Origin of the sequence: Muriicola sp., assembly GCF_049669965.1 — a bacterium.
Classification (GTDB): domain Bacteria; phylum Bacteroidota; class Bacteroidia; order Flavobacteriales; family Flavobacteriaceae; genus Muriicola.
In genome coordinates, this window is record NZ_JBATLB010000127.1 from 1 (window position 1) to 23,276 (window position 23,276).

Annotated in this window: 24 protein-coding genes and 1 pseudogene; 10 read left to right on the top strand and 15 right to left on the bottom strand. The window is 41.0% G+C overall.

Annotated features, from left to right (window positions below; genetic code table 11):
• Nucleotides 1-500, top strand: a pseudogene (locus WBM49_RS06965) (serine hydrolase domain-containing protein); the annotation flags it as partial.
• Nucleotides 501-509: 9 nt separating this feature from the next.
• Here WBM49_RS06965 and WBM49_RS06970 read toward each other — a convergent pair.
• The 12 genes from WBM49_RS06970 to recR form a co-directional block, all read right to left on the bottom strand.
• Entirely contained in the window at nucleotides 510-2,204 is a 1,695-nt protein-coding gene (locus tag WBM49_RS06970; RefSeq protein ID WP_424371337.1) for an amidase family protein, read from the bottom strand.
• Nucleotides 2,186-3,043, bottom strand: coding sequence for a DUF2911 domain-containing protein (locus WBM49_RS06975; RefSeq protein WP_424371338.1), 858 nt, complete (start codon nucleotides 3,041-3,043; stop codon nucleotides 2,186-2,188). The genes WBM49_RS06970 and WBM49_RS06975 overlap by 19 nt, the downstream gene beginning before the upstream one ends.
• Complete coding sequence (gene ftsY, locus WBM49_RS06980) at nucleotides 3,040-3,993, bottom strand: signal recognition particle-docking protein FtsY (protein WP_424371339.1); 954 nt, start codon at nucleotides 3,991-3,993, stop codon at nucleotides 3,040-3,042. Before ftsY ends, WBM49_RS06975 begins: the two co-directional genes overlap by 4 nt.
• Nucleotides 3,994-4,081: 88 nt before the next feature.
• A complete protein-coding gene (locus WBM49_RS06985; RefSeq protein ID WP_163691216.1) occupies nucleotides 4,082-4,234 on the bottom strand; it encodes a DUF4295 domain-containing protein in 153 nt (50 codons plus the stop codon).
• A 6-nt stretch (nucleotides 4,235-4,240) separates the two neighbouring features.
• Entirely contained in the window at nucleotides 4,241-4,423 is a 183-nt protein-coding gene (gene rpmG, locus WBM49_RS06990) for a 50S ribosomal protein L33 (RefSeq protein WP_424371340.1), read from the bottom strand.
• 19 nt (nucleotides 4,424-4,442) lie between these two features.
• Entirely contained in the window at nucleotides 4,443-4,679 is a 237-nt protein-coding gene (gene rpmB / locus WBM49_RS06995; RefSeq protein ID WP_129602756.1) for a 50S ribosomal protein L28, read from the bottom strand.
• Between the two features lie 72 nt (nucleotides 4,680-4,751).
• The gene (locus WBM49_RS07000; RefSeq protein ID WP_424371341.1) at nucleotides 4,752-5,999 is read right to left on the bottom strand and encodes a competence/damage-inducible protein A; all 1,248 of its coding nucleotides are present in this window, start codon (nucleotides 5,997-5,999) and stop codon (nucleotides 4,752-4,754) included.
• Nucleotides 5,999-6,337, bottom strand: a complete 339-nt coding sequence (locus WBM49_RS07005) for an Hpt domain-containing protein (protein WP_424371342.1) — start codon at nucleotides 6,335-6,337, stop codon at nucleotides 5,999-6,001. Before WBM49_RS07005 ends, WBM49_RS07000 begins: the two co-directional genes overlap by 1 nt.
• Nucleotides 6,338-6,949: a fumarylacetoacetate hydrolase family protein gene (locus WBM49_RS07010; protein WP_424371343.1), complete on the bottom strand. Its 612-nt coding sequence runs from the start codon at nucleotides 6,947-6,949 to the stop codon at nucleotides 6,338-6,340.
• Between the two features lie 18 nt (nucleotides 6,950-6,967).
• Nucleotides 6,968-7,741: an exonuclease domain-containing protein gene (locus tag WBM49_RS07015; protein ID WP_424371344.1), complete on the bottom strand. Its 774-nt coding sequence runs from the start codon at nucleotides 7,739-7,741 to the stop codon at nucleotides 6,968-6,970.
• A 53-nt stretch (nucleotides 7,742-7,794) separates the two neighbouring features.
• Nucleotides 7,795-9,183, bottom strand: a complete 1,389-nt coding sequence (locus WBM49_RS07020) for a dihydrolipoamide acetyltransferase family protein (protein ID WP_424371345.1) — start codon at nucleotides 9,181-9,183, stop codon at nucleotides 7,795-7,797.
• 87 nt (nucleotides 9,184-9,270) lie between these two features.
• A complete protein-coding gene (gene recR / locus WBM49_RS07025) occupies nucleotides 9,271-9,891 on the bottom strand; it encodes a recombination mediator RecR (RefSeq protein WP_424371346.1) in 621 nt (206 codons plus the stop codon).
• Between the two features lie 58 nt (nucleotides 9,892-9,949).
• Here recR and WBM49_RS07030 point away from each other — a divergent pair, with 58 nt between their 5' ends.
• The 7 genes from WBM49_RS07030 to WBM49_RS07060 all read left to right on the top strand — a co-directional run bounded on the left by WBM49_RS07030 (nucleotide 9,950) and on the right by WBM49_RS07060 (nucleotide 16,416).
• On the top strand, nucleotides 9,950-11,413 hold the full coding sequence (locus tag WBM49_RS07030; RefSeq protein WP_424371347.1) for a sodium:solute symporter: 1,464 nt from the start codon (nucleotides 9,950-9,952) through the stop codon (nucleotides 11,411-11,413).
• Nucleotides 11,414-11,562: 149 nt separating this feature from the next.
• Nucleotides 11,563-12,276, top strand: a complete 714-nt coding sequence (locus tag WBM49_RS07035) for a DUF6090 family protein (RefSeq protein WP_424371348.1) — start codon at nucleotides 11,563-11,565, stop codon at nucleotides 12,274-12,276.
• A gap of 35 nt (nucleotides 12,277-12,311) precedes the next feature.
• The gene (locus WBM49_RS07040; protein WP_424371349.1) at nucleotides 12,312-13,055 is read left to right on the top strand and encodes a hypothetical protein; all 744 of its coding nucleotides are present in this window, start codon (nucleotides 12,312-12,314) and stop codon (nucleotides 13,053-13,055) included.
• A 29-nt stretch (nucleotides 13,056-13,084) separates the two neighbouring features.
• Nucleotides 13,085-13,780 carry a DUF6090 family protein gene (locus WBM49_RS07045; RefSeq protein WP_424371350.1) on the top strand — a complete coding sequence of 232 codons (696 nt, stop codon included), beginning with the start codon at nucleotides 13,085-13,087 and terminating at the stop codon, nucleotides 13,778-13,780.
• Nucleotides 13,781-14,068: 288 nt separating this feature from the next.
• Nucleotides 14,069-14,818 carry a DUF6090 family protein gene (locus WBM49_RS07050; protein WP_424371351.1) on the top strand — a complete coding sequence of 250 codons (750 nt, stop codon included), beginning with the start codon at nucleotides 14,069-14,071 and terminating at the stop codon, nucleotides 14,816-14,818.
• A 46-nt stretch (nucleotides 14,819-14,864) separates the two neighbouring features.
• Nucleotides 14,865-15,584 carry a hypothetical protein gene (locus tag WBM49_RS07055; protein WP_424371352.1) on the top strand — a complete coding sequence of 240 codons (720 nt, stop codon included), beginning with the start codon at nucleotides 14,865-14,867 and terminating at the stop codon, nucleotides 15,582-15,584.
• 112 nt (nucleotides 15,585-15,696) lie between these two features.
• Nucleotides 15,697-16,416 (top strand): DUF3667 domain-containing protein, encoded by a 720-nt coding sequence (locus WBM49_RS07060; protein WP_424371353.1) that lies wholly within the window; start codon nucleotides 15,697-15,699, stop codon nucleotides 16,414-16,416.
• Between the two features lie 142 nt (nucleotides 16,417-16,558).
• On the opposite strand, the gene WBM49_RS07065 is transcribed toward WBM49_RS07060, so the two are convergent.
• Complete coding sequence (locus WBM49_RS07065; protein WP_424371354.1) at nucleotides 16,559-16,921, bottom strand: CoA-binding protein; 363 nt, start codon at nucleotides 16,919-16,921, stop codon at nucleotides 16,559-16,561.
• A gap of 323 nt (nucleotides 16,922-17,244) precedes the next feature.
• Here WBM49_RS07065 and WBM49_RS07070 point away from each other — a divergent pair, with 323 nt between their 5' ends.
• Entirely contained in the window at nucleotides 17,245-19,695 is a 2,451-nt protein-coding gene (locus WBM49_RS07070) for a TonB-dependent receptor domain-containing protein (protein WP_424371355.1), read from the top strand.
• 93 nt (nucleotides 19,696-19,788) lie between these two features.
• Here WBM49_RS07070 and WBM49_RS07075 read toward each other — a convergent pair whose 3' ends face one another.
• Both WBM49_RS07075 and WBM49_RS07080 read right to left on the bottom strand, forming a co-directional pair.
• Complete coding sequence (locus WBM49_RS07075) at nucleotides 19,789-20,334, bottom strand: pyridoxamine 5'-phosphate oxidase family protein (RefSeq protein WP_424371356.1); 546 nt, start codon at nucleotides 20,332-20,334, stop codon at nucleotides 19,789-19,791.
• Between the two features lie 25 nt (nucleotides 20,335-20,359).
• Complete coding sequence (locus WBM49_RS07080; RefSeq protein WP_424371357.1) at nucleotides 20,360-21,367, bottom strand: 3-oxoacyl-ACP synthase III family protein; 1,008 nt, start codon at nucleotides 21,365-21,367, stop codon at nucleotides 20,360-20,362.
• A gap of 206 nt (nucleotides 21,368-21,573) precedes the next feature.
• On the opposite strand from WBM49_RS07080, the gene WBM49_RS07085 reads away from it, so the two are divergent.
• The coding region (locus WBM49_RS07085) for a S9 family peptidase (protein ID WP_424371358.1) at nucleotides 21,574-23,276 on the top strand (1,703 nt) is incomplete at its 3' end.

The window sequence follows — 23,276 nt, forward strand, 5'->3', positions numbered from 1 at the left end:
CAGCAGCAGGAACTACTTTTTCTGACTTTTTCAATACGGAACTCAGAGATAAGATTGGGATGAACGGTATTTGGCTCAGTACTAACGGCAAGAACAATGTCTATTTCAGCAATGCCCGTAGTATGGCGAGATTTGGTTTGTTAAATCTAAATGGGGGAAGTTGGGAAAATACCGTAGTGCTGGAAGATGTGAACTATATGACCTCCATGCGAAACACCTCCCAGGCCATTAATCTCTCCTATGGGTATTTATGGTGGTTAAATGGAAAAGAAAGTTATATGGTACCCGGATCGCAAGTTAGGTTTAATGGGTATCTTATACCAAATGCGCCTCCCAATACCTATGCGGGATTGGGCAAGAATGACCAAAAATTATACATCGTCCCGGACCAGGGGCTGGTGGTTGTCAGAATGGGAGAAGATGCCGGAGAAGACCAGGCGGGTCCTTCCAGTTTTGACAATGAACTCTGGGGTATACTCCAAGATCTTATTGGATACTAAAAATCCCTTTTATTGATATTGCTCCGGAGTCTGCCTAACCTTATTGATCTTTTCATAGGCGGCACCCAACTGCAAAAGTTTAGCTTCTTCAAACTGCTTCCCTATAAACGTAAGACTGATGGGTTCTCCAGTTGCCTTATACCCCATCGGAATCGTTAAAGCAGGATATTTGGCCACTGCGGCATAGGCTGCGTGATAATTATTGATGGAAAGAATGGCATCTAATTGATTATCATCTATGGCCTCATCAAAATAGACCCTGGTTTGTGATTCCAGGTTGCTTTTTATGGTCTCCAATTCTTCCATGGAAGTGGTGTCGGATACTATCGCATTGAACCTTCCCTGTCCATACGGAATACGAAGTAAACTATCCTGTAAATTATACTGCATAATATCGGCTACTTCTCTTACCGTAATATCTTTCTTGTTCTTTACATGGTCAGAAATATATGCGGGCAGATCTACCTTCATGTCCAGATTAAGAATACTGATAAAACCATCGAGTGGCAAGGAAGGAGGATCTAATACCACAATTTCTGCCCCTGCCGCTTCCATTTTATCCAGGGTCATTTTATAAATACTATCGCTTTCCAGTAAATTAGAAAATGCCCCAAAACGTTTACCTTTCAAGGTAGTAGAGCCCAAATATTGAAACCAGTTCACACCAAAGTCTTGCGCCACAGAAGAAGGATCCTGTGAGTCTTTTCCCATCATGGCGTCTAAAAGAATTGCATTGTCTGTGACATTGCGGGTCATAGGTCCCGGGGTATCCAGGGTGCTCGAAATTGGAACAATACCGGTTCTGCTCAGCAGCCCAATAGATGGTTTTAGGCCCACTACAGAATTCTGGCTGGAGGGAGACAAAATAGAACCGGATGTTTCTGTACCCACCGCGGCCACCGCATAATTAGCAGCCATAGAAGTGCCACTCCCAGCACTAGAACCTCCGGTTTCAAAGATCTTCCTCCCATAGGGGTTTAAGGTTTGCCCTCCATAGGCACTATAGCCCACCGGGCAACCATCACAGAGGTAATAGGCCCATTCGCTCAAATTTACCTTTCCCAGTATAAGTGCCCCTTTTGCTTTGAGTTTTTCCACGATATAGGCATCGTCCGTAGTATTGTCTGCAAAAACCAGCGCCCCTGCCGTGGTATTCATTCCCTTGGTATCTATATTATCCTTTAGAAGTACTGGCATTCCATATATGGGGTGATGCCCTTCTTGTCGTTCCTTATCCTTTTTTCTGGCTTCCTCTACTACCTCCCCATTTAGTGCTATAATCGTATTTAAGGTGGTCTCATTGTCTAATTCAAAATGGTAGATTCGGTACAAATAAAACAAAACCAGTTCTTCATAACTTAGTTTCCCTTCTTTTACAAAGGCCTGTAAAGCAGGAATATCCTGTTCCAGGATCATGGGCTTTAAACGCTCATAGGAAGCCTTGCTAAACTGGGAGACCTCATGGTACAAGGGTCTGAATACATCATTTTTATCCAAAACCCTGGATTGGATCAGCTTATAGCGCATTCTAGGGTTGTCGTGCGATTCATTGGCTGCTATCTCTGTGGAATCATTGTAGGCAGTCCATAAGACAATATTCTCATCCATGGCTGGCTGCTCCTTGCAGCTTCCCATCCATAGGACCACTATGGTTATGACTATTAAAACACTTATTCTTCCCTTTATTACTCTAATTCTTTCCATCTGGCGATATTTTCTTTATTCATACGTACAAATTCATCCTTCCCCTCTGCCTGGGCAAGTGTCAGGGAGCGTTGGGCCGACACTATAGCGGCACTGTAGTTTTTTACGGCTGCTTCCACCAGGGATTTTACCCTGTAATAATAATAGGTATCACCACCCAACGCTATTGCCTTTTCCAAATACCCCAGTGCCGTTTCGTTCGCTATTCCTTCTTCCTGAAAATACCTAGCGGCTTCATAGTAGTCCTGTGCAGTGGGAGAGCCCTTCATATGCTCCTCTATGGTATGTAACATCTCTTTTTGAGTGCCAGCCTCCATAGGAACAGAGATTTTACGAGTACCCCATTTCCATTGCATGACGGCCCCGTTATGGGTTATTGAATCGAAGCTTATAAGAAAGTTTTCCTGCCATTCTATATTTTCCTGAAGTTTGATGCGCACCCTAAACGCATCTTCTGCAGCATCGTATGCCGTTCTCCCATCTCCCCAATGAGTGGTATTCTTATGAAAGACCACCTCCCAGACATCTTCTTCCGGAAAGGCATATAAGGCATAGGTTCCGGGGGATAACTTATTTCCCAATATCGTTATTTCCTTATTCGTAGAGAATTTAGTGGATTCATTGGCGCCTACCCTCCAAATACGGCCATATGGAATCAATTTGCCAAAAAGCTGCCTTCCCCGCACCGCAGGTCTGGAATATTCAATACTCAGGCTTGTTAATCCAATTTGTTGTTCAATTTTTGAGAAGGGACTGGCCTTGGGATAAGTTGGTTGACACCAGACAGAGAGCGTTACGAACAATACGAAAAGGGATGCTATGAAATGAGCTGTTTTCAACTGAAAAAGGAGTCAACAAATTCATACTTATTAAATACCTGCAGGTCTTCAATTTTTTCACCTACTCCTATGTACTTTACAGGAATTTGGAACTGATCCGAAATACCGATAACCACCCCGCCTTTTGCGGTTCCATCTAGTTTTGTCACTGCCAGGGAAGTTACTTCCGTAGCCTTGGTAAATTGCCTTGCCTGTTCAAAGGCATTCTGGCCCGTAGAGCCATCTAATACCAATAGCACCTCATGGGGCGCATCTGGGACAACTTTCTGCATGACCCGCTTCACCTTGCTCAGCTCGTTCATTAAGTTCACCTTGTTGTGGAGGCGTCCTGCGGTATCGATCAATACAACGTCTGCCCCTTGGGTAAGGGAGGCGCTAAGGGTGTCAAAGGCTACTGAGGCAGGATCGCTCCCCATTTGCTGCTTTATGATCGGCACTTCTACGCGATCTGCCCAAACCTGCAACTGGTCAATGGCTGCGGCACGAAAAGTATCTGCGGCTCCCAGGATAACCGAGTACCCCTTGTTCTTTAATTGATGTGCTAATTTCCCAATGGTGGTAGTCTTTCCTACTCCATTGACCCCTACCACCATGATCACATATGGCTTTTTGCCTGTTGGGATCTCAAAATCTGTGGCTTCTCCCGTATGCGTCTCAGATAATAGTCCGGCAATCTCCTCTCTTAGAATACCATTAAGTTCATCGGTGCCCATGTATTTATCGGCAGCAACGCGTTTTTCGATCCGTTCAATGATCTTTAGGGTTGTTTCCACCCCAACGTCGGAGGTTACCAATACTTCCTCCAGATTATCCAGGACGTCATCGTCTACTTTGGATTTTCCGGCCACCGCCTTTCCCAGTTTTGAGAAAAAACTAGTCTTAGTTTTCTCAAGACCCTTGTCAAGGCTTTCCTTTTTTTCGGAAGAAAATATTTTTTTAAAGAAACTCATGGATGGTTTTTGCTCAGCGGCTCAAATATAAGAAATTAAAAAAGCCGCTATCCAGAGAGAGCGGCTTATTTTATGTGCAGAAAGTTGACTATTTTTTGGCCAACCAATCGTTTACCATTTCCGGTGACATTACGGATTCAACAAAAGTATAGGCGCCGCTTTTAGGCGATTTTACCATTTTGATAGCCTTTGTAAGTCTTTTTGAACTTCCCTGAAGGGTTGCTACGGTCTTCTTTGCCATGATCTTTTACTTTATCTCTTTATGAACAGTCATTCTTTTCAGAATGGGATTAAACTTCTTTATCTCCAATCTATCGGGAGTATTTTTTTTGTTCTTGGTGGTAATATACCTTGAGGTACCTGCCATACCAGAGTCTTTATGCTCTGTGCATTCCAAAATTACCTGAACCCTATTTCCTTTTTTTGCCATGATCTATTATTTATGTGGCTTACTTCAGTATTCCATTCTGGCGTGCCTCTTTCAAGACCGCAGAAATTCCTTTTTTGTGGATGCTTTTAAGAGCCCTTGCAGAAACTTTCAAGGTAATCCAACGATCTTCCTCAGGGATATAAAACCTTTTCTTAGAAAGATTTACATCAAATCTCCTTCTCGTTTTATTGATCGAAAAGGAAACGTTATTTCCGAACATCGCCCTCTTTCCAGTAATTTCGCAAACTTTAGACATGGTGCTCTTATTTACTTTGATTTAAACAGGATGCAAATTTACGTCATTTTAACGGAAGCACAAAAATCTTTTTTAGAATTTTAAAATTTCTTTTTGTAGCATTTCTAAGGCCTTGTGCACCCCTTTTTGTACGATCCTTGTTCGGTGATTTCCCATGGAGAATTCCTGAACCTCAACCCCTTTTTCTGAGGCTATAGCAATAAAAACCGTACCAATAGCCGCATCAGAGTCGCCTTTGGCAGGGCCGGCATTCCCGGTGGTGGCCACCCCATAATCTGTCTTCATGAGTTCCCGTATATTCTTCGCCATAGAAGCCGCCACCTCTGCACTTACCACAGAATGCTGCTGAATCAGACTCTCCGGTACCTTCAAAAGGTCGATCTTGGTTCTGGTGGCGTAGCATACCATACTCCCTACAAAATAAGCGGAAGCCCCAGGTACGGAGGTGATCTGTTCTGCAATCTTTCCTCCGGTAAAGCTCTCTGCGGTAGCCATCGTTCGCTTTTTGGCGGTAAGTAATTTTCCCACCACGGCTTCTATGGTACCTTGCTCTTCTTCTCCGGTGATAATATCACCGATGAGTTCATAAATTTTTGCAGCAACCATTTTGATCCCGTCTTCCAGTATTTGCCTCTCAGGACCTTTGGCCGTTAGACGCAAACGTACCTTTCCCAGGTTTGGTAAATACGCCAGCTTTATGGTATTGGGCAGTGTATCTTCCACAGCAGCTATACGCTCCGCAATGGCACTTTCCCCCAGGCCATAGGTCATTATGGTCTTGTGGATAATAAAAGGCCTCTTGTATTTATCTACCAGTTTTGGCAACACCTGGTTGGTCATCAGATCTTTCATCTCATACGGCACTCCTGGCATGGAAATAAAGACACAGTTGTCCTCTTCTATCCACATTCCGGGAGCAGTACCAAAATTATTTTGCAATACCTGTGCTTTTGATGGCACCAGTGCCTGATTTCTGTTGATGTCTGAAATTGGGGTGGAAATATATTTTTTGAATAGTTTTTCTACATGTGCCAGCACCTCCTTATTCTGAACCAGGGTGTCATTGAAGTATTCACAAAGCGTACGTTTGGTAATATCGTCCTTGGTTGGGCCAAGGCCTCCGGTAATAAAGATGATCTCTGCCCTGGAGCGCGCCTCTTTTAAGGCATTGAGGATATGCGCCTTGTCATCCTGAACGGAAGTGATCTGATATACAGAAATACCAATCTTGTTGAGTTCGCTGGCAATAAAAGCCGAATTAGTGTCTATGATCTGGCCAATGAGGATCTCATCGCCAATGGTAATAATTTCAGCAAACATTAGACGTCAAAATCTTTTCCAAGCTCTGAAATTACCTGCTGTATATCTTTTTTCAACATAGGGAACCTTGCCTCTATCTGATCTTTGTTCTCCGCATTCTTCCCAAGGGTCTCAATCTCCAGAGCTATGGCGCGAGTTTGCTCCATTCCCAACAGGTCTACATTGGGTTTTATTTTATGGGCCAGCTTATAGGTATTCTCATAATCCCCTTCCTGAATGGCCTTTTCGAGGTCTTCAAGATCCTGAGGAACCTCTTCCAGGAAAACTGTTATCACAGAGAGGATGAAGTCTTCGTCCCCATCTGCCATCTCCTTTAATTTGTCAAGACTATAGATCATCTATTTAATTTTTAAACGCAATAATTCTTTTCCTTCCAAACTTCCCGAAAGGTAGTCATTTGGACTTACTCTGCCAACACCTGCCGGGGTGCCTGTAAACAATATATCTCCTTTTTTTAATGTAAAAAAGGTAGAAACATATCCTATTAGTTCATCTATGGACCAAAGCATTTGTCCGGTATAGCCATGTTGAACCACTTCATCATTTTTTGTCAGGGTAAAATGAAGTTTTTTTAAATCTTTAAAGTCGGTTTTTGGAAGCCATTTTCCTATAACTGCCGCCCCATCAAAACCTTTAGCCTTTTCCCAGGGGAGCCCTTTTTGCTTCAACTGAGCTTGCAGGTCCCTGGCAGTAAAATCTATTCCCAGGCCAATTTCATCGTAGTATTTATGGGCAAATTTGGGATCGATATGTTTTCCCACCTTTTTGATCTTTACCAGCACTTCTACTTCGTAATGGATTTCTTGAGAGAATTCCGGAATATAAAAATCCTGTTCCTTGGGAAGTACTGCAGAATCTGGTTTTATAAAGACCACTGGATCCTTCGGACGTTCATTAGACAGTTCTTTGATGTGCTCGGCATAATTACGCCCAATGCAGATGATCTTCATTGCCTTCCCTTGTAGATATTAAAGTTTGTTATTGAGTTTGCTCAATTTTATTTGGGTGAGGACCTTCTTGGTATACAATGGAAAATCTGCATTCAGGATCCAACCAAAATAGCCCGGCTCATCCTCTAGTACTTGCCGTACTTTTTTGCCTTTGTGTTTCCCAAAGGTGAAGATCTCCTCTTCCTCCTCATCGAGGCCGATAAATCCAGCAAAATCCACATTTTGCTTATAGGTGGAAAATGCCGCAAGTTTCTTGATATTGTTCTCCAGTTCCGGATAGCGATCTAATTGGGATAGCAATACTTCATAGGTAGCCACCGTATCTGCCTTGGCACTGTGGGCATCCGTAAGGACTTTATCACAATAGAATTTATAGGCTGCAGACAGGGTTCGTTGCTCCATTTTATGGAAAATGGTCTGCACATCTACAGACACCATGGTTTTCATGTCAAAATCTATCCCCGCTCTCAACATTTCTTCCGCGAGCAGGGGAATATCAAAGCGATCTGAATTAAAGCCCGCCAGATCACTGTCTTTTATAAACTGATAGATCTCTTTAGACAATTCTTTAAAGGTAGGTTCGTTGGCCACTTTTTCGTTAGAAATGCCATGAATTGCCACCACTTCTGCCGGGATCTCACATTCCGGATTTACCAGCCAGGTGCGGTGGTCCTTATTCCCGCCGGGAGATATTTTAAGAATAGAAATTTCTACGATCCTGTCTTTTGCCACATTGGTCCCGGTGGTTTCCAGGTCAAAGAAGCAGATAGGTTTACTCAGATTTAATTCCATGTCATTGTCTTATATGTGAGAGTGAGATAGCTAAGAATGTTAAAACAGACAGACTAAATATCGCGCTTGCTATCCCAGTCTTCCAGATAATCGGCGACTGCTTTTACAAACATTCCCCCTAAGGCTCCGTTTACCACGCGGTGATCATAACTATGCGAAAGGAACATTTTACTGCGTATGCCAATAAAATCGCCTTCAGAGGTTTCGATCACAGCTGGCATTTTGCGTATGGCTCCCAGGGCCAGGATCCCCACCTGTGGTTGGTTAATGATAGGAGTGCCAAAAACGCTTCCAAAGGTCCCTACATTGGTAACCGTATAGGTGCCCTCTTTTATTTCATCGGGCTTTAAGGCATTGTTTCTTGCTCTATTGGCAAGGTCGTTTACCACTTTGGCCATTCCCACCAGGTTTAATTGGTCGGCATTTTTAATGACCGGCACTATAAGATTTCCATCGGGCAGCGCTGCGGCCATCCCAATATTGATGTTCTTCTTTTTGATTACCGTATCTCCCTCAACAGAAATATTCACCATGGGGAATTTCTTCAGGGCTTTTGCGACGGCTTCAATAAAAATAGGGGTAAACGTAAGCTTCTCCCCTTCCCTTTTTTCAAAGGCGTCTTTTACTTTATTTCTCCAGGCAACCACTTTGGTAACGTCTACTTCAATAAAGCTTTGTACATGGGCCGAGGTGGCCACACTTTGGATCATATGCTGGGCCACAAGCTTGCCCATACGGGTCATTGGGATCACCTCATCCCCACCCGTGGCACTGGCTGTGGTTACTTTATGTGGTGTATCTGCCGCTTTTGGTGTTGGGGTAGCCTTTGGTAGCCTTTTCTCCTGAACAGGTATAGCCTTCTCTTCTTGTGCGGGAGGGGTTACTGACTTTGTCACAACACCACCATTTTGTCTATTCTCCAGATAGGCCAGGACATCATTTTTGGTCACCCTTCCTTCCAGTCCGGTACCCGGGATAGCCTCCAGTTCCTCAAATGAAATCTGTTCTTTGTTAGCGATATTCTTCACCAGAGGGGAATAAAAACGATCTGATGCCTTATAGGCCGCAACAGGCGCAGCTACTGTCTCTTTGGCGACTGCCACTTGCTCTTCAATTGCTGCGGTGGCCAATTTAGGAATTGTCTCCTCTTCTTCTACATCTTCTGCAACCTCAGCCGGCTGCTCCACAGGAGATTCAGATCCTTTTACCTCAATTACGGCGACGGTCTGGCCGACCTTTATGACGTCATCTACTTCAAAAAGTTTTTCTACCAAAACTCCCTCCACCTCGCTGGGCACTTCAGAATCTACCTTGTCCGTGGCTATTTCAAAAACGGCCTCATCCAATTCTATGGTATCCCCTACTTCCTTTAACCATGATGTTAAGGTAGCTTCGGCAACACTTTCACCCATCTGGGGTAATTTCAATTCAAACTTTGACATATTCTTATTAACCGCCTTGTTAAGTACTATATTTTTGCAAAAATAGTAAAATTATGGTCTGTTTTTTAAATTTTTCACACAACTCAATCAATGCGCCTTCAGGGAATTCTCAAAAGGGATCCTGTTGATGATACTTCTGCCCAAGGTAATCTCATCTGCATATTCCAGCTCATCCCCTACGGAGATGCCTCTTGCAATGGTAGAAGTATTTACTTCCAGGTCCTGGATTTGTTTGTAAATATAAAAATTGGTGGTATCTCCTTCCATGGTAGAACTCATGGCAAAAATAAGTTCCTTCACCACACCGCTTTTAACTTTTTCCACCAGAGAAGGTATGGTAAGATCCTGTGGGCCTATGCCCTCCATTGGAGAGATCTTTCCACCCAGCACATGGTACAAACCGTTGTATTGACTGGTATTTTCAATGGCCATCACATCGCGGATGTCTTCCACTACACAAACCAAACTAGTATCTCTTTTGGGATTCGCACAAATCTCGCACAGGGCTACATCTGATATATTATGACAATTGGTGCAAAATTTAATGTCGTTACGCAGCGAAATCAGGGCGCCTCCCAATCGTTCTGTCTGTGAAACAGGTTGCTTCAGTAAATGCAGCACTAATCTCAGCGCAGTTCTTTTACCTATCCCCGGTAATTGGGACATTTCATAGACCGCGTTTTCCAGAAGTTTTGAAGAAAATTCCATACGCGCAAAATTACGTACTATTTTTACTTTTTGTACTTTGCAGGGGAAATTAATTTGAATGACTGCCTCCCATATTCTGCTGCTTATAGGCGCCTATTTCCTGGTCCTTGTCCTTATTTCTTACGTCACCGGACGAAATGATTCTAATGCCGATTTTTTTAAGGCGGGGAAACAATCGCCCTGGTTTATAGTGGCCTTTGGGATGATAGGAGCTTCCTTGTCTGGGGTCACCTTTATATCGGTACCCGGCTGGGTAGAGGCTTCAGAATTTAGCTATATGCAGGTAGTTTTTGGCTACTTGTTCGGGTATTTTGTAATCGCCTTTGTGCTGTTGCCTATTTATTACCGACTAAACGTAACCTCTATATACGAATACCTGCATGAGCGATTTGGTCCGGTGAGTTACAAGATAGGGGCGCTTTCTTTCTTTATTTCCAGGGTGCTGGGGGCCTCGTTCAGGTTATTCCTGGTGGCCATTGTTTTGCAACAGTTTGTCTTTGACGCCTGGAACGTACCCTTTGAACTTACCGTTATACTGTCTATCCTCCTGATATGGATCTACACCTTTAGGGGAGGCATTAAGACCATTGTCTGGACAGACACCTTACAAACCCTGTTTATGTTAGTCTCGGTGGGACTTTCCATCTATTTTATCAATCAAAAATTAGGCTGGACGTTTACCGAATTCCTTGGCTCTGAAGAATTGAAAGAATACAGCACTATTTTTTTTACAGACAACTTTTTTGCCAAAAATCATTTTGTAAAGTCGTTTCTGGGAGGCATGTTTATCACCATTTGTATGACGGGGCTGGACCAGGATATGATGCAAAAGAATCTAACCTGCCGCAATCTGGGAGATGCCCAGAAAAATATGATTTCCTTTAGTGTCATCCTTATTGCCGTAAACTTTGTTTTTCTCTTGCTGGGTGCCTTGTTGTTTATTTATGCAGAGCGCTTTGAAGTGGCGATTCCAATGATGGACGGGGCCCCGAAATCTGACCTGTTGTTTCCGGAGATCGCTCTGAACAGCGGTTTGGGAAGTATAGTGGCCAGTACCTTTATCCTTGGGCTGATAGCGGCGGCCTACAGCAGTGCAGACAGTGCCCTGACGTCTCTTACCACCTCTTTTTGTGTCGACTTTCTGGGGATAGAGAAAAAAGAGCAGCATACACAAAAGCAGCTGCGGAAAAGGGTACATATTGGCATGAGTGTGTTACTGGTGCTGGTGGTGATCAGCTTTAAATACATTTTGGACCGGAACGTCATAGACGGTTTGCTTACCGTGGCCACCTACACCTACGGCCCTTTACTGGGGCTGTTTGCCTTTGGGATCTGTACCAGGTACAAGATAAAGGACAAACTAAGCTGGGTGGTTGCCATTGCCTGTGTGCTCATCATTATGCTGGTGACCAACCTGCCCGCGGAGATGCTAGGTGGTTATGAAGTGGGCTATGAAGTATTGCCTGTAAATGGGTTGCTTACATTTTTAGGCCTGTGGCTGATCCGAAAACGCAAGAAGTGAAGCATGCATATTGCTTACACCCTTGGCTAATATGTTCAGCTAAGCAAATTAAATAAGGCAGGACCCTTTTTCATAGACGCTGAATTATTATCTTGACGCCTGCAAACGTTCCACAGGCACTTCACTTGTTTGTGACCAACCACTAACCAATGATCAAATTCTTTCGAAAAATTCGATTCGACCTTATGGAGAACAATAAGACCGCTAAATACCTTGCCTATGCCATAGGCGAAATAGTACTCGTTGTTTTAGGTATCCTTATAGCCTTACAGCTTAATAATCACAATGAGATCCTGAAATCCAAAAAATTTGAGCAAGAGATCATATTCCTGATCAATCAAAACCTAGAACAAGACTCCATAGCATTGTCTGCCCGACTCTTTGAGGCTAAGCTAGCCAACCACTATACAGATAGTTTACTTGCCCAGGTAGCCAATAAAAATTATGCCGACAACTTAAATGAATGGATGGGAAAAATTATTTGCTTTGAACGCTTTCAATCTCAGTCAAGTGCTTTTGAGGTGCTAAAGGCCAAGGGAATAGAAAATGTCACAGACAACCAGTTGCAATTAGAACTTATATCCTATTATGATGAATATCTATTTTCACTTTACAAAAGTTTAGAGGACGTAGAATACTCATTTAAAACGGACTGGATTCCTATCCTTAAATCGCAGTTTTTAGATTTTAAATGGCGGGGTTATTCTGTGCCTATTGATTCTAAGAGTTTCTTTGAAGACAAATCAAATATTGTGCTTTTTAAACTATTTCGGGACAATAGAGATGGTGAGATAGAACAAATGGAAGCCAACCTGAAGAAGATAGCTGAGATCAGAAAGCAAATCAAAGAGGTTTATAAATGATCAAATTCTTCCGTCACATACGTCAATCCCTAATTATGAAAAATCAAACAGGCAACTACCTTAAATACGCTATTGGCGAGATTTTACTCGTTGTTATTGGTATTCTTATTGCTTTACAAATAAACACATGGAATACAGCAAGGTTAGACCATAACAAAGAGAAAGAATATTTAATTAATATTCTTGAAGATATTAAGACACAGCAGCAACTTGTTAAAGATCAAGTTGCTCATAATATTTTAATGCGATTAAAATGTGAAAAAGCTATAAGGCATCTTAATTCAAATAACATAAATGCCGATAGCATTAACCTATATCTAACTGATATAACTCGTAAAACATTTGTGGTTAGCGATCCTACTTTTCAAGATTTAAAAAGCTCTGGAAATATACTACTTATTAAAAACGGCGATTTGAGAAAAAAGATTCTGACATTCTACCAATATTTAGATTATAGTGCTTTAGTTATACAAATAAGCAACGAAAAAACAATTGCAGAGTTTAGAGATTTATTAGTAAAAGAGAATGTAGTGGACATGAACTATACCGATAGCCTTACAGTAGCTGGCGGTATTGATTTTTCGCTAAAAACTACACCTCTTCTTTGGGCCAAAAAGTTGCAAGAAGATAAATTAAAAAATAGAGACTTTTTGTTTATGGTATTGAACCATATCGGCCAAAGAGGTAGAACAAGTAGCGTTAATTTAGATTTAATGAAAAGAATGGAACTCAGAATCGAAAATATGCAAAGAGATATAGAAAACTATTTAAACTCATGATCAAATTCTTTCGAAAAATCAGACAAAAAATGATCAAAGAGAATAAGGCAAGTAAGTACCTACTGTATGCCATAGGCGAAATCATTCTTGTTGTGATTGGTATTCTGATCGCCTTACAGATCAATAACTGGAATGAAAAAAGACTCAAACAAGAACAACTAATTTCGGTATATGAACGCATACTAACTGATATTGACAATGATGTTCAAGAATTGTATGTAAATCTAGACTATTACACAGGAATAGAATTTATATTTCAAAGAGTGATTAACGATTCAATAACACCCGATTTATTTGATGTAGGATTGTCCAGAATACTAACAAGTTTTGGTGCAGCTACTAGTCTAAATCAGACTGGAGTAAATCAATTAAAAACATTGAATGTTAAAGATAGTTTGTCTCTTAAAATAATAGATGTCTATGACCAAATGGAGCTTGTATTAATTAATAGTTTCGAAAAACGAATCAATCAAGAATCCCGAGAATTAGTCAATATATTTAGAGATAATTACGACTGGTATCCTGAATATATGGGTAAAACAATTATGCAAGATAATAGTAGTAAAGAGCTGCAAGATTATTTTCTTAACAGTTCAGAATACAGACATCGCGTAATTAGTAACTACCAATTATTGTATGTTAATTATGTTACAGAACTAAAAACTTCAATAGAAGCACTTAATGCTATTACAAACGAATTAAACATAATCTTAGAAAAGTCTTAGAATGATTAAGTTCTTTAGACATATGCGTCAAAATCTACCTTTAAAAGAACTACTAAATCTTTTAGGTGGTGCAGGTTGTTTGCCGCAGCTACGATATTGCAGGGATGTCAGGTCGGGCAGTACCGAGTTAAACATGTATGTTTAACAAAGGTACCTTGCGAAGCAAAACGAGACCTAGAAAGGAATACATACATTACATCTCGACTCCGCTCGATGTGACAGAAGGGAGACTAGACCTTACAATAAGTACAAACTATGATTAAGTTCTTTCGAAAAATCAGACAAAACATGATCAAAGAAAATAAGGCAAGCAGGTATCTGCTGTATGCCATAGGAGAAATTGTGCTTGTGGTCATTGGGATTTTAATAGCATTGCAACTAAATACATGGAACCAAAACCGGCTGGATAGAAATGAAGAAGCACTTTTACTTGGCGCTATTGCAAAAAAAATGGATCATAACAGGTTTCAGCATCAACGCGGATTAAAAAGATATTCTGAAGTAGTTAACGGAGCAAGAGTACTCATAAAATTAAGCGGAAAACCAATTCACGATAGTTTGAAAATCGACATAGAACAAAGCCTTTTCGATATAAAGAATCGTTTTCTGATGGGAAAGTCTAATCAAATCAGTGTCTATGATGAGTTAATTGCTTCCGGGAAGCTCAATCTTCTCAGATCAGCATATTTACGTCAGGAGTTGACAAAATTAAAGGCAAATTTACAGTTATTGGCCGCTTATGAAGACCAGCAAAACAATTTTGTGGACAACCATTTAAGTCCGGCTTTAAACAGAGAGATAGACTATATTGCAATAACCAACAGTGCGGTAAACAATGATGGTATTAATGAGGTTGAAGATTTTGATTATAAGCCGTTGTCTGCTAATGCAAATGATTATACAAAACTGTTACAAGACCGAACAATTTTAAACTTATTGGCAGAATTAGTGACACATACCAATACCTTATTGCCCATTTATCACAGAATGGGGGAGAATATACAACGTATTGATTCTATTGTTAAACCTTCATTCTGAACCTAAATTGTAAATGATCAAATTCTTTCGAAAAATCAGACAAAACATGATCAAAGAAAATAAGGTAAGTAAGTACCTGCTATATGCCATAGGCGAAATAGCACTGGTAATGATCGGTATTCTATTGGCCTTGCAGGTCAACAATTGGAATGAAGCGCAAAAATCAAGAGCCCTGGAATTAAATATACTTAAAGACTTACACCGCACTCTAAATACCAATTTTGATTTGGTGAACCGGGGAATATCTGGTAATGAGTCTGCAATAAGATCTTGTGAGCTTATACTTGTGTATCTCAATGAAAACAGACCTTATAACGATTCGCTTAATTATCACTTTGAGAATTCCCATCTATGGTGGAAAACAACACTAACAAACAGTGCATACCAAAGGGCCAAAGAACATGGTTTAAATTTTATTAAGGATGATGGCCTTAGAAATAATCTGAATTCCCTTTATAACCTTCTTTTAGGCTTTGGTGAAAAATTAAATGAACGAGAAGAACTCTATTATTATCATACGGCCTCACCTATCCTTACCCAGATCTTCGAATCGACCGAAATTCCTTTGGATAATACTCAAATAAAAGGAAATTTTGCACCCTTAGATTATAAGAAATTAAAATCAAATGAAGCGTATAAGACCCTGCTTAGAACATCCATTGGCAACAAGAAAAAAATGAACACCTGGATAAAAAATATATTGAGAGTCATGAAAGAAGTAGATGAGGGGCTGATGCAAGTAATTGATACCTATCAAGATATCTAATGAAAAACATAAAAGTAACCTTAAAAGCCACCCTTAATTTTAACTAACCGCTATTCCTAGGTTAAAATTCTTTCGGTAAACAATCAAAGTGTAGTGAACAAAAAGAAGAATTATGATTTGCATTAGCTGCCATACAGAACACCATGAAAATTTTTGTCCAAATTGCGGCGAAAGAGCCGGGGTTAAAAAAATAAGCTTCCGCTCCACAATAGAAGATGCATTTGCGACCCTAACCGATATGGACAAAGGGTTTCTTTTTAATATAAAAGCAATGGTTGTAAACCCTCAAAAATTAATTATTGATTATTTAATGGGGAAACGAAAAGGAATACTGAACCCCATTTCATTCCTGATCATTTCCATATCTATTTACCTTGTTTTAGAGGCTATTTTTAAAACACCAACAAACATTGAAGTCTCAAATTCACAAAATATATTATTTAATGAGGGATATACAATAGGCAAGGCTGCCGGTTTGTTTATAAAATCTTATTACAAATACTTCCTGATTTTCACCATATTCCTATTGGCGAATTCAACAAAAATAACCTACCAAAAATTTAACTACCTGGAGCATGTAGCGATAAGTTCGTTTGTCATTGGTTTTGCAATTTTGGTAAGTATTATTCCCTTTCTTTTAATAAATTTTCCTTTGCTATTCAACCCTGTCTACTATATCATACTGCTTGTGATGATTTACAGGATCTTTAAAAATACCCATAACAAGTCCGATTCTCTAATACTGTTATTCACCAGTTTACTTTTATTTATAATTCAACTCTTTTTAGTGATATTCATAGTTGGCCTAATAATGAATTACAAGAGTTGGTAGTTAAAAAAAGAGCCTTTTATGTGTACATTAAAAAGGGGATAAAAGGAGGATACTTTGCTGATATTATACAAACTATATTGCGGCACCTAATTACGACAGGCATACTTACTTATAGACAACATGCCCCCTTAGCACCAGAACATCAGTCATACTGCCCGGTAGCCAGCAATACCAGGGTACAGGCAATTTCTACTTTAATGCCTTCCTTGGTGAGCATTTCATAAAATTCAGGATTCTCTGTCCCAGGGTTGAAGATGACGCGCCTGGGCCTTAGACCTATGATGGTCTCGTAGTGGTCTCGTTGCCTGTGAGCGTTCATATACAGGGTAATGGTGTCTATATCAGTAAAAGAACTGCAATCTGTCCTGATCTTTACCCCTGCCACAATACCTTCTTTAGCTCCAAATGCCAGTGTTTCCTGGGAGGCACCCACTAATCTTTTGATAGCGATATAGCTATACCTGGAAGGTTTTGAGGATGCTCCGAATACCAAGGTCTTTTTCATAAGGCAATTAAGGTGTTAAAGTGTGTTAACTACTGTAACGTATTGAGATAATGCTCGTCTCTTGAGTTAAGAATACTTCTTATTCATTGGGACGCCGTATTTTTATAGTTAATGGTTAGTGTTTAGTACGGCATACCAATGATAGAAACCCCGGTGAATTCATCGGGGTTTTGTTTTTAGGACCTTACCTTCTGTTCCATTTTATCCTAAATCTAACCAATAAATGGACGAAATAATGTTAAATCTGGTTTTGTTCGTAACAATTTTTTCCTCTGCGCGTCATTTAAGTATCATCAATCAATCAATTAATAAACGAATCAATCATGAGAACAGTATCATTGCTTTTGGCACTGATGGTCTTTTCCATTATGCACGCCAAAACCGACCCGAAGGTACCTGAATTAAAAGAAGGAAGTATTACGGGAAAAGTTATAGACCAAACCTTACACGCACCTGTTGCCTATGCCACGGTAGTGGTTAAATCACTCAATGACTCTACCAACATTACAGGTAGTATTACGGCCGAGGATGGCAGTTTTAAGGTTGAGAAATTACCCGACGGAGAGTTTATCGTGGAAGTACAATATATTGGCTATAAGACCCATAGTCAACACATCACCCTAGACAAAGGTCATCGTGCCCTAGAATTGGGGACCATTACTATTTCCGAAGAGGCCGAAGCACTCTCCGAAGTAGAATTGGTAGCAGAAAGAACCACCATTGAACAACGCATAGACAGGAAAGTGGTCAATGTTGGGAAGGACCTTACCACAGCGGGTGCCACAGCCTCCGATATTATGAATAACATTCCCTCTGTCAATATAGATCAGCAAACCGGGGAGCTATCGCTTCGGGGTAATTCTAACGTTCGCGTTATGGTAGATGGGAAACTATCTAATGTTCCTGTGGCCCAACTATTGCGCCAAATTCCTTCTACTTCCATCAAGTCCATTGAACTGATCACCAATCCTTCTGCGAAATACAATCCAGAAGGGATGAGTGGGATTATCAATATCATACTGCACAAGAATGCCAATATAGGTTTTAACGGCACTATAAATACCGGTTTAACGGTAGGGATAGAAGCAAAATTTAATTCATCCCTGGATCTGAATTACAGGAACGGGAAATTCAATCTTTACGGGAATGTCGGGACCAATGTTGGGAAGTACGTAAATGACGGGAATATCACCAGGATAGTTGAAAATTCCCAACAGTTATTCGAATTCCTAAACAACAATAAGTCCTATTTACTAAAGGGAGGTTTCGATTTCTATTTAAATGACAAGAACACACTGTCTTTTTTTACCAACCAGAATATTTTTAACGGAAGTGCGCAAGGATTTACTGAAGTTTTCTACTTCGATGATCCCAGTCGTAACAACACCCAACGATTTATCCCCATAAATGACAATCACAGTGAGCAGTACAATTTTGATTACAAATTGGATTTTAACAAAGAGGGGCATAATCTGGAACTGGAAATAGACTACAATTCTTTTGAAGACAATGAAGAATCTGCCTTTGAGATAAGCGGGAATTCTCTTTTTCCTAACTATGTAGATTTTGTAGATACCAAGAGAACGCAAACTATTGCCAATCTTGATTATGTGAACCCGTTAGATTCTATCTCAAAAATTGAAGCAGGCCTGGAAACAAGAATTTTTGAGACCAATGTTGACTATCGCTCTACCGGGCAATCATTTGATTCTAATGGGAACTTAAGGCCCACGCCTCCAACCGACTTTGTATACGGTATGGATATTTATTCTGCCTATGTTACCTTTGGACAGACTTATGAGAAATGGTCCTATCAGCTTGGGTTACGGGCAGAAGATGTTACGGTAAAGGCAGACACCAACAAGGTGCGGTCCTTTGACGACAAATACACCCAACTATATCCCTCTGCCTTTGTTACCTATTCTCCAAATGAAAAAGATCAGTTTCAGATAAGTACAAGCCGGCGGGTAGACAGACCGGGATTAACACAGGTAAATCCTATAAGGGAATGGGCAACCCCATTGATTTCCTCCTTTGGCAATCCCAGCCTCGTTCCTCAGTTCACCACTTCTTTTGAAGGAAATTACACCAGACGACTAGAGAAAGGAAGTATTACCGCAGGTGTATTCTACAGGACCATTGAAAATGAGATAAACAGAGCGGTTTACGTAGACAGATTAGACCTAAATAAGTTGATACTAACCTATGACAATTTTGACAATACCTCTGCTTATGGTCTTGAAGTTTCAACCAATTACAAACCGGCCAAATGGTGGAGTATAAACGGTAGTTTTGATCTGTTTTCACAGACACAAAGGGGAATTACTGAGAGTTTACTGGGAAGCAATTCTGAGGCCACCGTTGACGACATTGTTATTGATGAGGTTGAAGTAGAAAACCTTGCATGGAATTTTAGAATGAATAACAGCTTTACGGCCACCAAGCAACTTACCTTCCAGGTTTTTGGCTTCTATCGGGGTCAAAACCAGAATATTCAGTTTAACGTAGAGCCCATGTATTTTATAAATCTCGGTGCCCGATACAGTTTCGCTGAAGGAAAGGGAACCTTTAGTCTTAATTTCAATGACGTATTTAATACCATGAGATTTGCCTTCGAAGGAGACAAGCCGTTTTTACAAACGGGGATGTTTAACTGGGAAAGTCAGAATGTATACGCAGGGATCTCATACCGTTTTGGCAGTGGGAAAAACAGGGCTTCCAGGCGAAAAAACCGAGACGACAATACCAAACAAGGTAGTGGAGGAATTCTTTAGCAAATAGATCTGGCCCTCTTAAGGAGTTATGGGTTGGTGACTTCTGCGAATTGGTGCCAAAAAACCCCGGCGAATTTGCCGGGGTTTTATATGCTACCCTTTTTGGATTCTTGTAGACAAACCATCAAGACTGATTGAATTCTTTTTGTTTCTGTATGCTTCTAAACCCTCCTCCCCTTGTCCTTTGGCCCAATCAATAAGCTCCTTTCTGTTCCCCTCAAAAGCCATTATTGGCACCCCCATACCACAAGATATTTGTACGAGTTCTACGCTCATCTCAAAGATCTGACGTGTCCCCGGAATCTCAGGAAACAGGGTACACAAGGCACCAAATTCTTGGTCTCCCGGATGAAAAACGCTAGCGGTACCGTACAAACGCACAATTTTTGGCGCCCCCTCAAAGGCACAGAACAATATGGTCATACGGTTGTGATGAAGGATGTGGGTGGCTGTTTCATTACCACTCCCGGTAAGGTTTAACCAACAAATTTTTTTCTCATCTAATACTCTGAATGTATCTATACCCTTGGGAGATAGATTGATACGTCCTTCGCTCATGGCCGTAGCCACAAAAAAGATCTTTTGTTCCGCCATAAAGTCCTGCAGCGAAACGGTGAGCTTATGAAGTTGTTTCCCCATAGATATTAAGTATTCTAACGCACCTTTACCAGCGGATGATCACACTCCCCCAGGTAAATCCGCTTCCAAAAGCCGCCAGAACAACCAGGTCGCCTTCTTTGATCTTATCCTGTTCCCAGGCCTCCGTCAAGGCAATAGGAATGGAGGCAGCCGTTGTATTGCCGTAATTCATGATATTGTTGTAAACCTGATCGTCCGACAGCCCAAATTTTCTCTGAATAAATTGAGAAATTCGAAGATTGGCCTGATGAGGGATCAGCATGTCAATATCCTTTACTTCCAGCTTATTCTTTTTGAGTCCTTCCATAATTACCTCCGCAAAGCGAACCACTGCATTCTTGAATACAAATTGTCCGTTCATATAGGGATAATAAGACACATCATCCGGATCGTTGTCTTTCAAAATATCCGAAACCCAACGGTGTCCTATTCCGGGTGCCAGTAAAGACAGTTCTTCGGCATGCTGTCCTTCAGAATGCAGGTGGGTAGAAAGAATTCCTTTTTTAGGATCCTCTTCGCGTGTGAGAATGGCAGCCCCTGCCCCATCGCCAAAAATCACAGACACTCCCCTGCCACGAGTGGTAAAATCGAGTCCACCGGAATGCAATTCAGATCCTATCACCAGGATATTCTTGTACATCCCACTTTTAATATATTGATCGGCCACGGAAATGGCATACACAAATCCTGAGCATTGATTTCTTACATCCAGGGCGCCCACGGTCTTAATATCCAGATCGCGTTGTACCAATACCCCTGGGCCAGGAAAATAATAATCCGGACTTAAGGTGGCAAAGACTATAAAATCTATATCGTCTTTTTTAATGCCTGCTCGTTTGATAGCTATTTTGGCGGCTTTTACGCCCATGGTGGTGGTGGTATCCTTCCCACGTACCACGTGCCTTCGTTCCTTGATACCGGTCCGTTCCTGTATCCAGGCATCGTTTGTATCCATTAGTTTAGACAGGTCGTCATTGGTCACTACATTCTCCGGCACATAAAAGCCAAGCCCCGATATTCTTGAGTTATACATAAAAAGTAGATTTTCATCTAAGGCCAAAGAGAGTACTTTTGACCTCTGTTTAGTTTCGTATTCCTAAAATACCTATTCTCAGGAAGCCTACCTAGTAAATCCAGAAAAGATTATTCCCTTCTATTATTAGGGTAGTCTATTCAATGCCAAGCGCTTTGATTTTAAGAGGGAATTGTAGTAACTTACCTAGCATCAAAGTCATAACAATGAAACGAGTTTACATCTTTTTGAAATCAATTTTTTCGGTACTTTTTATCCTTTTGCTGACTTGCGGATCTGCCCAGGAAAAACTAAGCTACCAACAACCTCCACAAGAAATTATGGAGTTGGTCAATGCGCCATTGGCTCCAACCGTTAGGGTAACAGATAATGGAGATTATATGCTCTTGCTTTATAGGGATCCCTACAAAAGTATTCAGGAATTGTCTGAAACGGAGATGCGTTTGGCGGGGTTACGAATCAACCCAGTCACCAATATCGGTAGCCGAACCAATTACTATAATAACATCAAAATAAAATCTACTTCAGGGAAAGAAATTATTCAAGTAGAAGGTCTGCCCGAAAATCCACGCCTGGCTAACTTTAGTTTCTCACCGGATGAATCCAAAGTAGCCGTTACCAATACTACTGCTCAAGGCGTAGAAATCTGGCTGCTTGATATTGCTTCTGCCATGGTACAAAAGATCACTGATGCCAAGGTGAACGCCAATCTGGGAGACGTGATTAACTGGTTTAAAACAGGGGATGCTATTCTGGTAAAAATGCTCCCGGATTCCAGGAAAGACCTCATAGATCAGGCTGAGGCTGTCCCGGAAGGCCCTACTATTTCAACAAACGATGGGAAAAAAGCCCAAAACAGAACATACCAGGACCTTCTGACCAACCCTGCGGATGAATTTAACTTTCAGCAACTGGCCCAATCGGAACTGTACAAAGTAACTCTTGATGGTTCGATTAGCTTGTGGAAACCTGCAGCCATGTATAGAAATATTAGTTTTTCTCCGGATGGATCCTATGTCATGGTCCTTACCGTAGAACGGCCCTTTTCCTACCTGGTACCCTACTATCGCTTTCCATCTACAACCTCAATTTATACCCAGGAGGGGGATTTGGTTTCTACCTTATTGGAAGTTCCATTGATCGAAGATCTCCCAAAGGGTTTTATGGCAGAACGAAAGGGAATGCGGGAAATTAGCTGGCGCACAGACCACAATGCTTCATTAATTTACGTGGAGGCATTGGATGAGGGTGACCCCAACATTGAAGTTCCATTCAGAGATGCCGTATACCAATTAGATGCCCCATTCGCAGGAAAGGGAAATCTACTACTGAAAACAATCAACAGATTTAGCTCTATAGAATGGGGAACAGATAAAGTTGCCATTGCTACTGACTATTGGTGGAATACCCGGAATACCAAGACCTATGTCTTTGATCCTTCCAATTCGGAAAAAAAACCCTCCCTAATCTATGATAGAAATTATCAGGACTCCTATAGTGATCCCGGGAATTTTGTAATGAAACGCAACAAAAATGGAAGCCTCGTTTTATCCTTAGACAATAAGAACAACGCCTTTCTTCTGGGCGATGGGTACTCAGAAAACGGGCAGTTCCCTTTTGTAGATCAATTAAATCTCAGTACGCTTAAAACTGAGAGACTCTACCAGTCTAAACTAACCGACCAAAAAGAAGATCTGAGGGACTACAACGTTTTAAAAGACGAGTTGTTGGTGAGTATAGAGTCTAAAAGCACTTATCCAAATTACTATCACAAACATCTGAAGAAACGAAAAGCGCCTACGCAATTAACCTTTTTTGAGAATCCGTTCAAAAGTATTGAGGATGTCCATAAAGAGGTGATCTCGTATACCCGGGAAGACGGCCTGGAATTAAATGGCACCTTGTATCT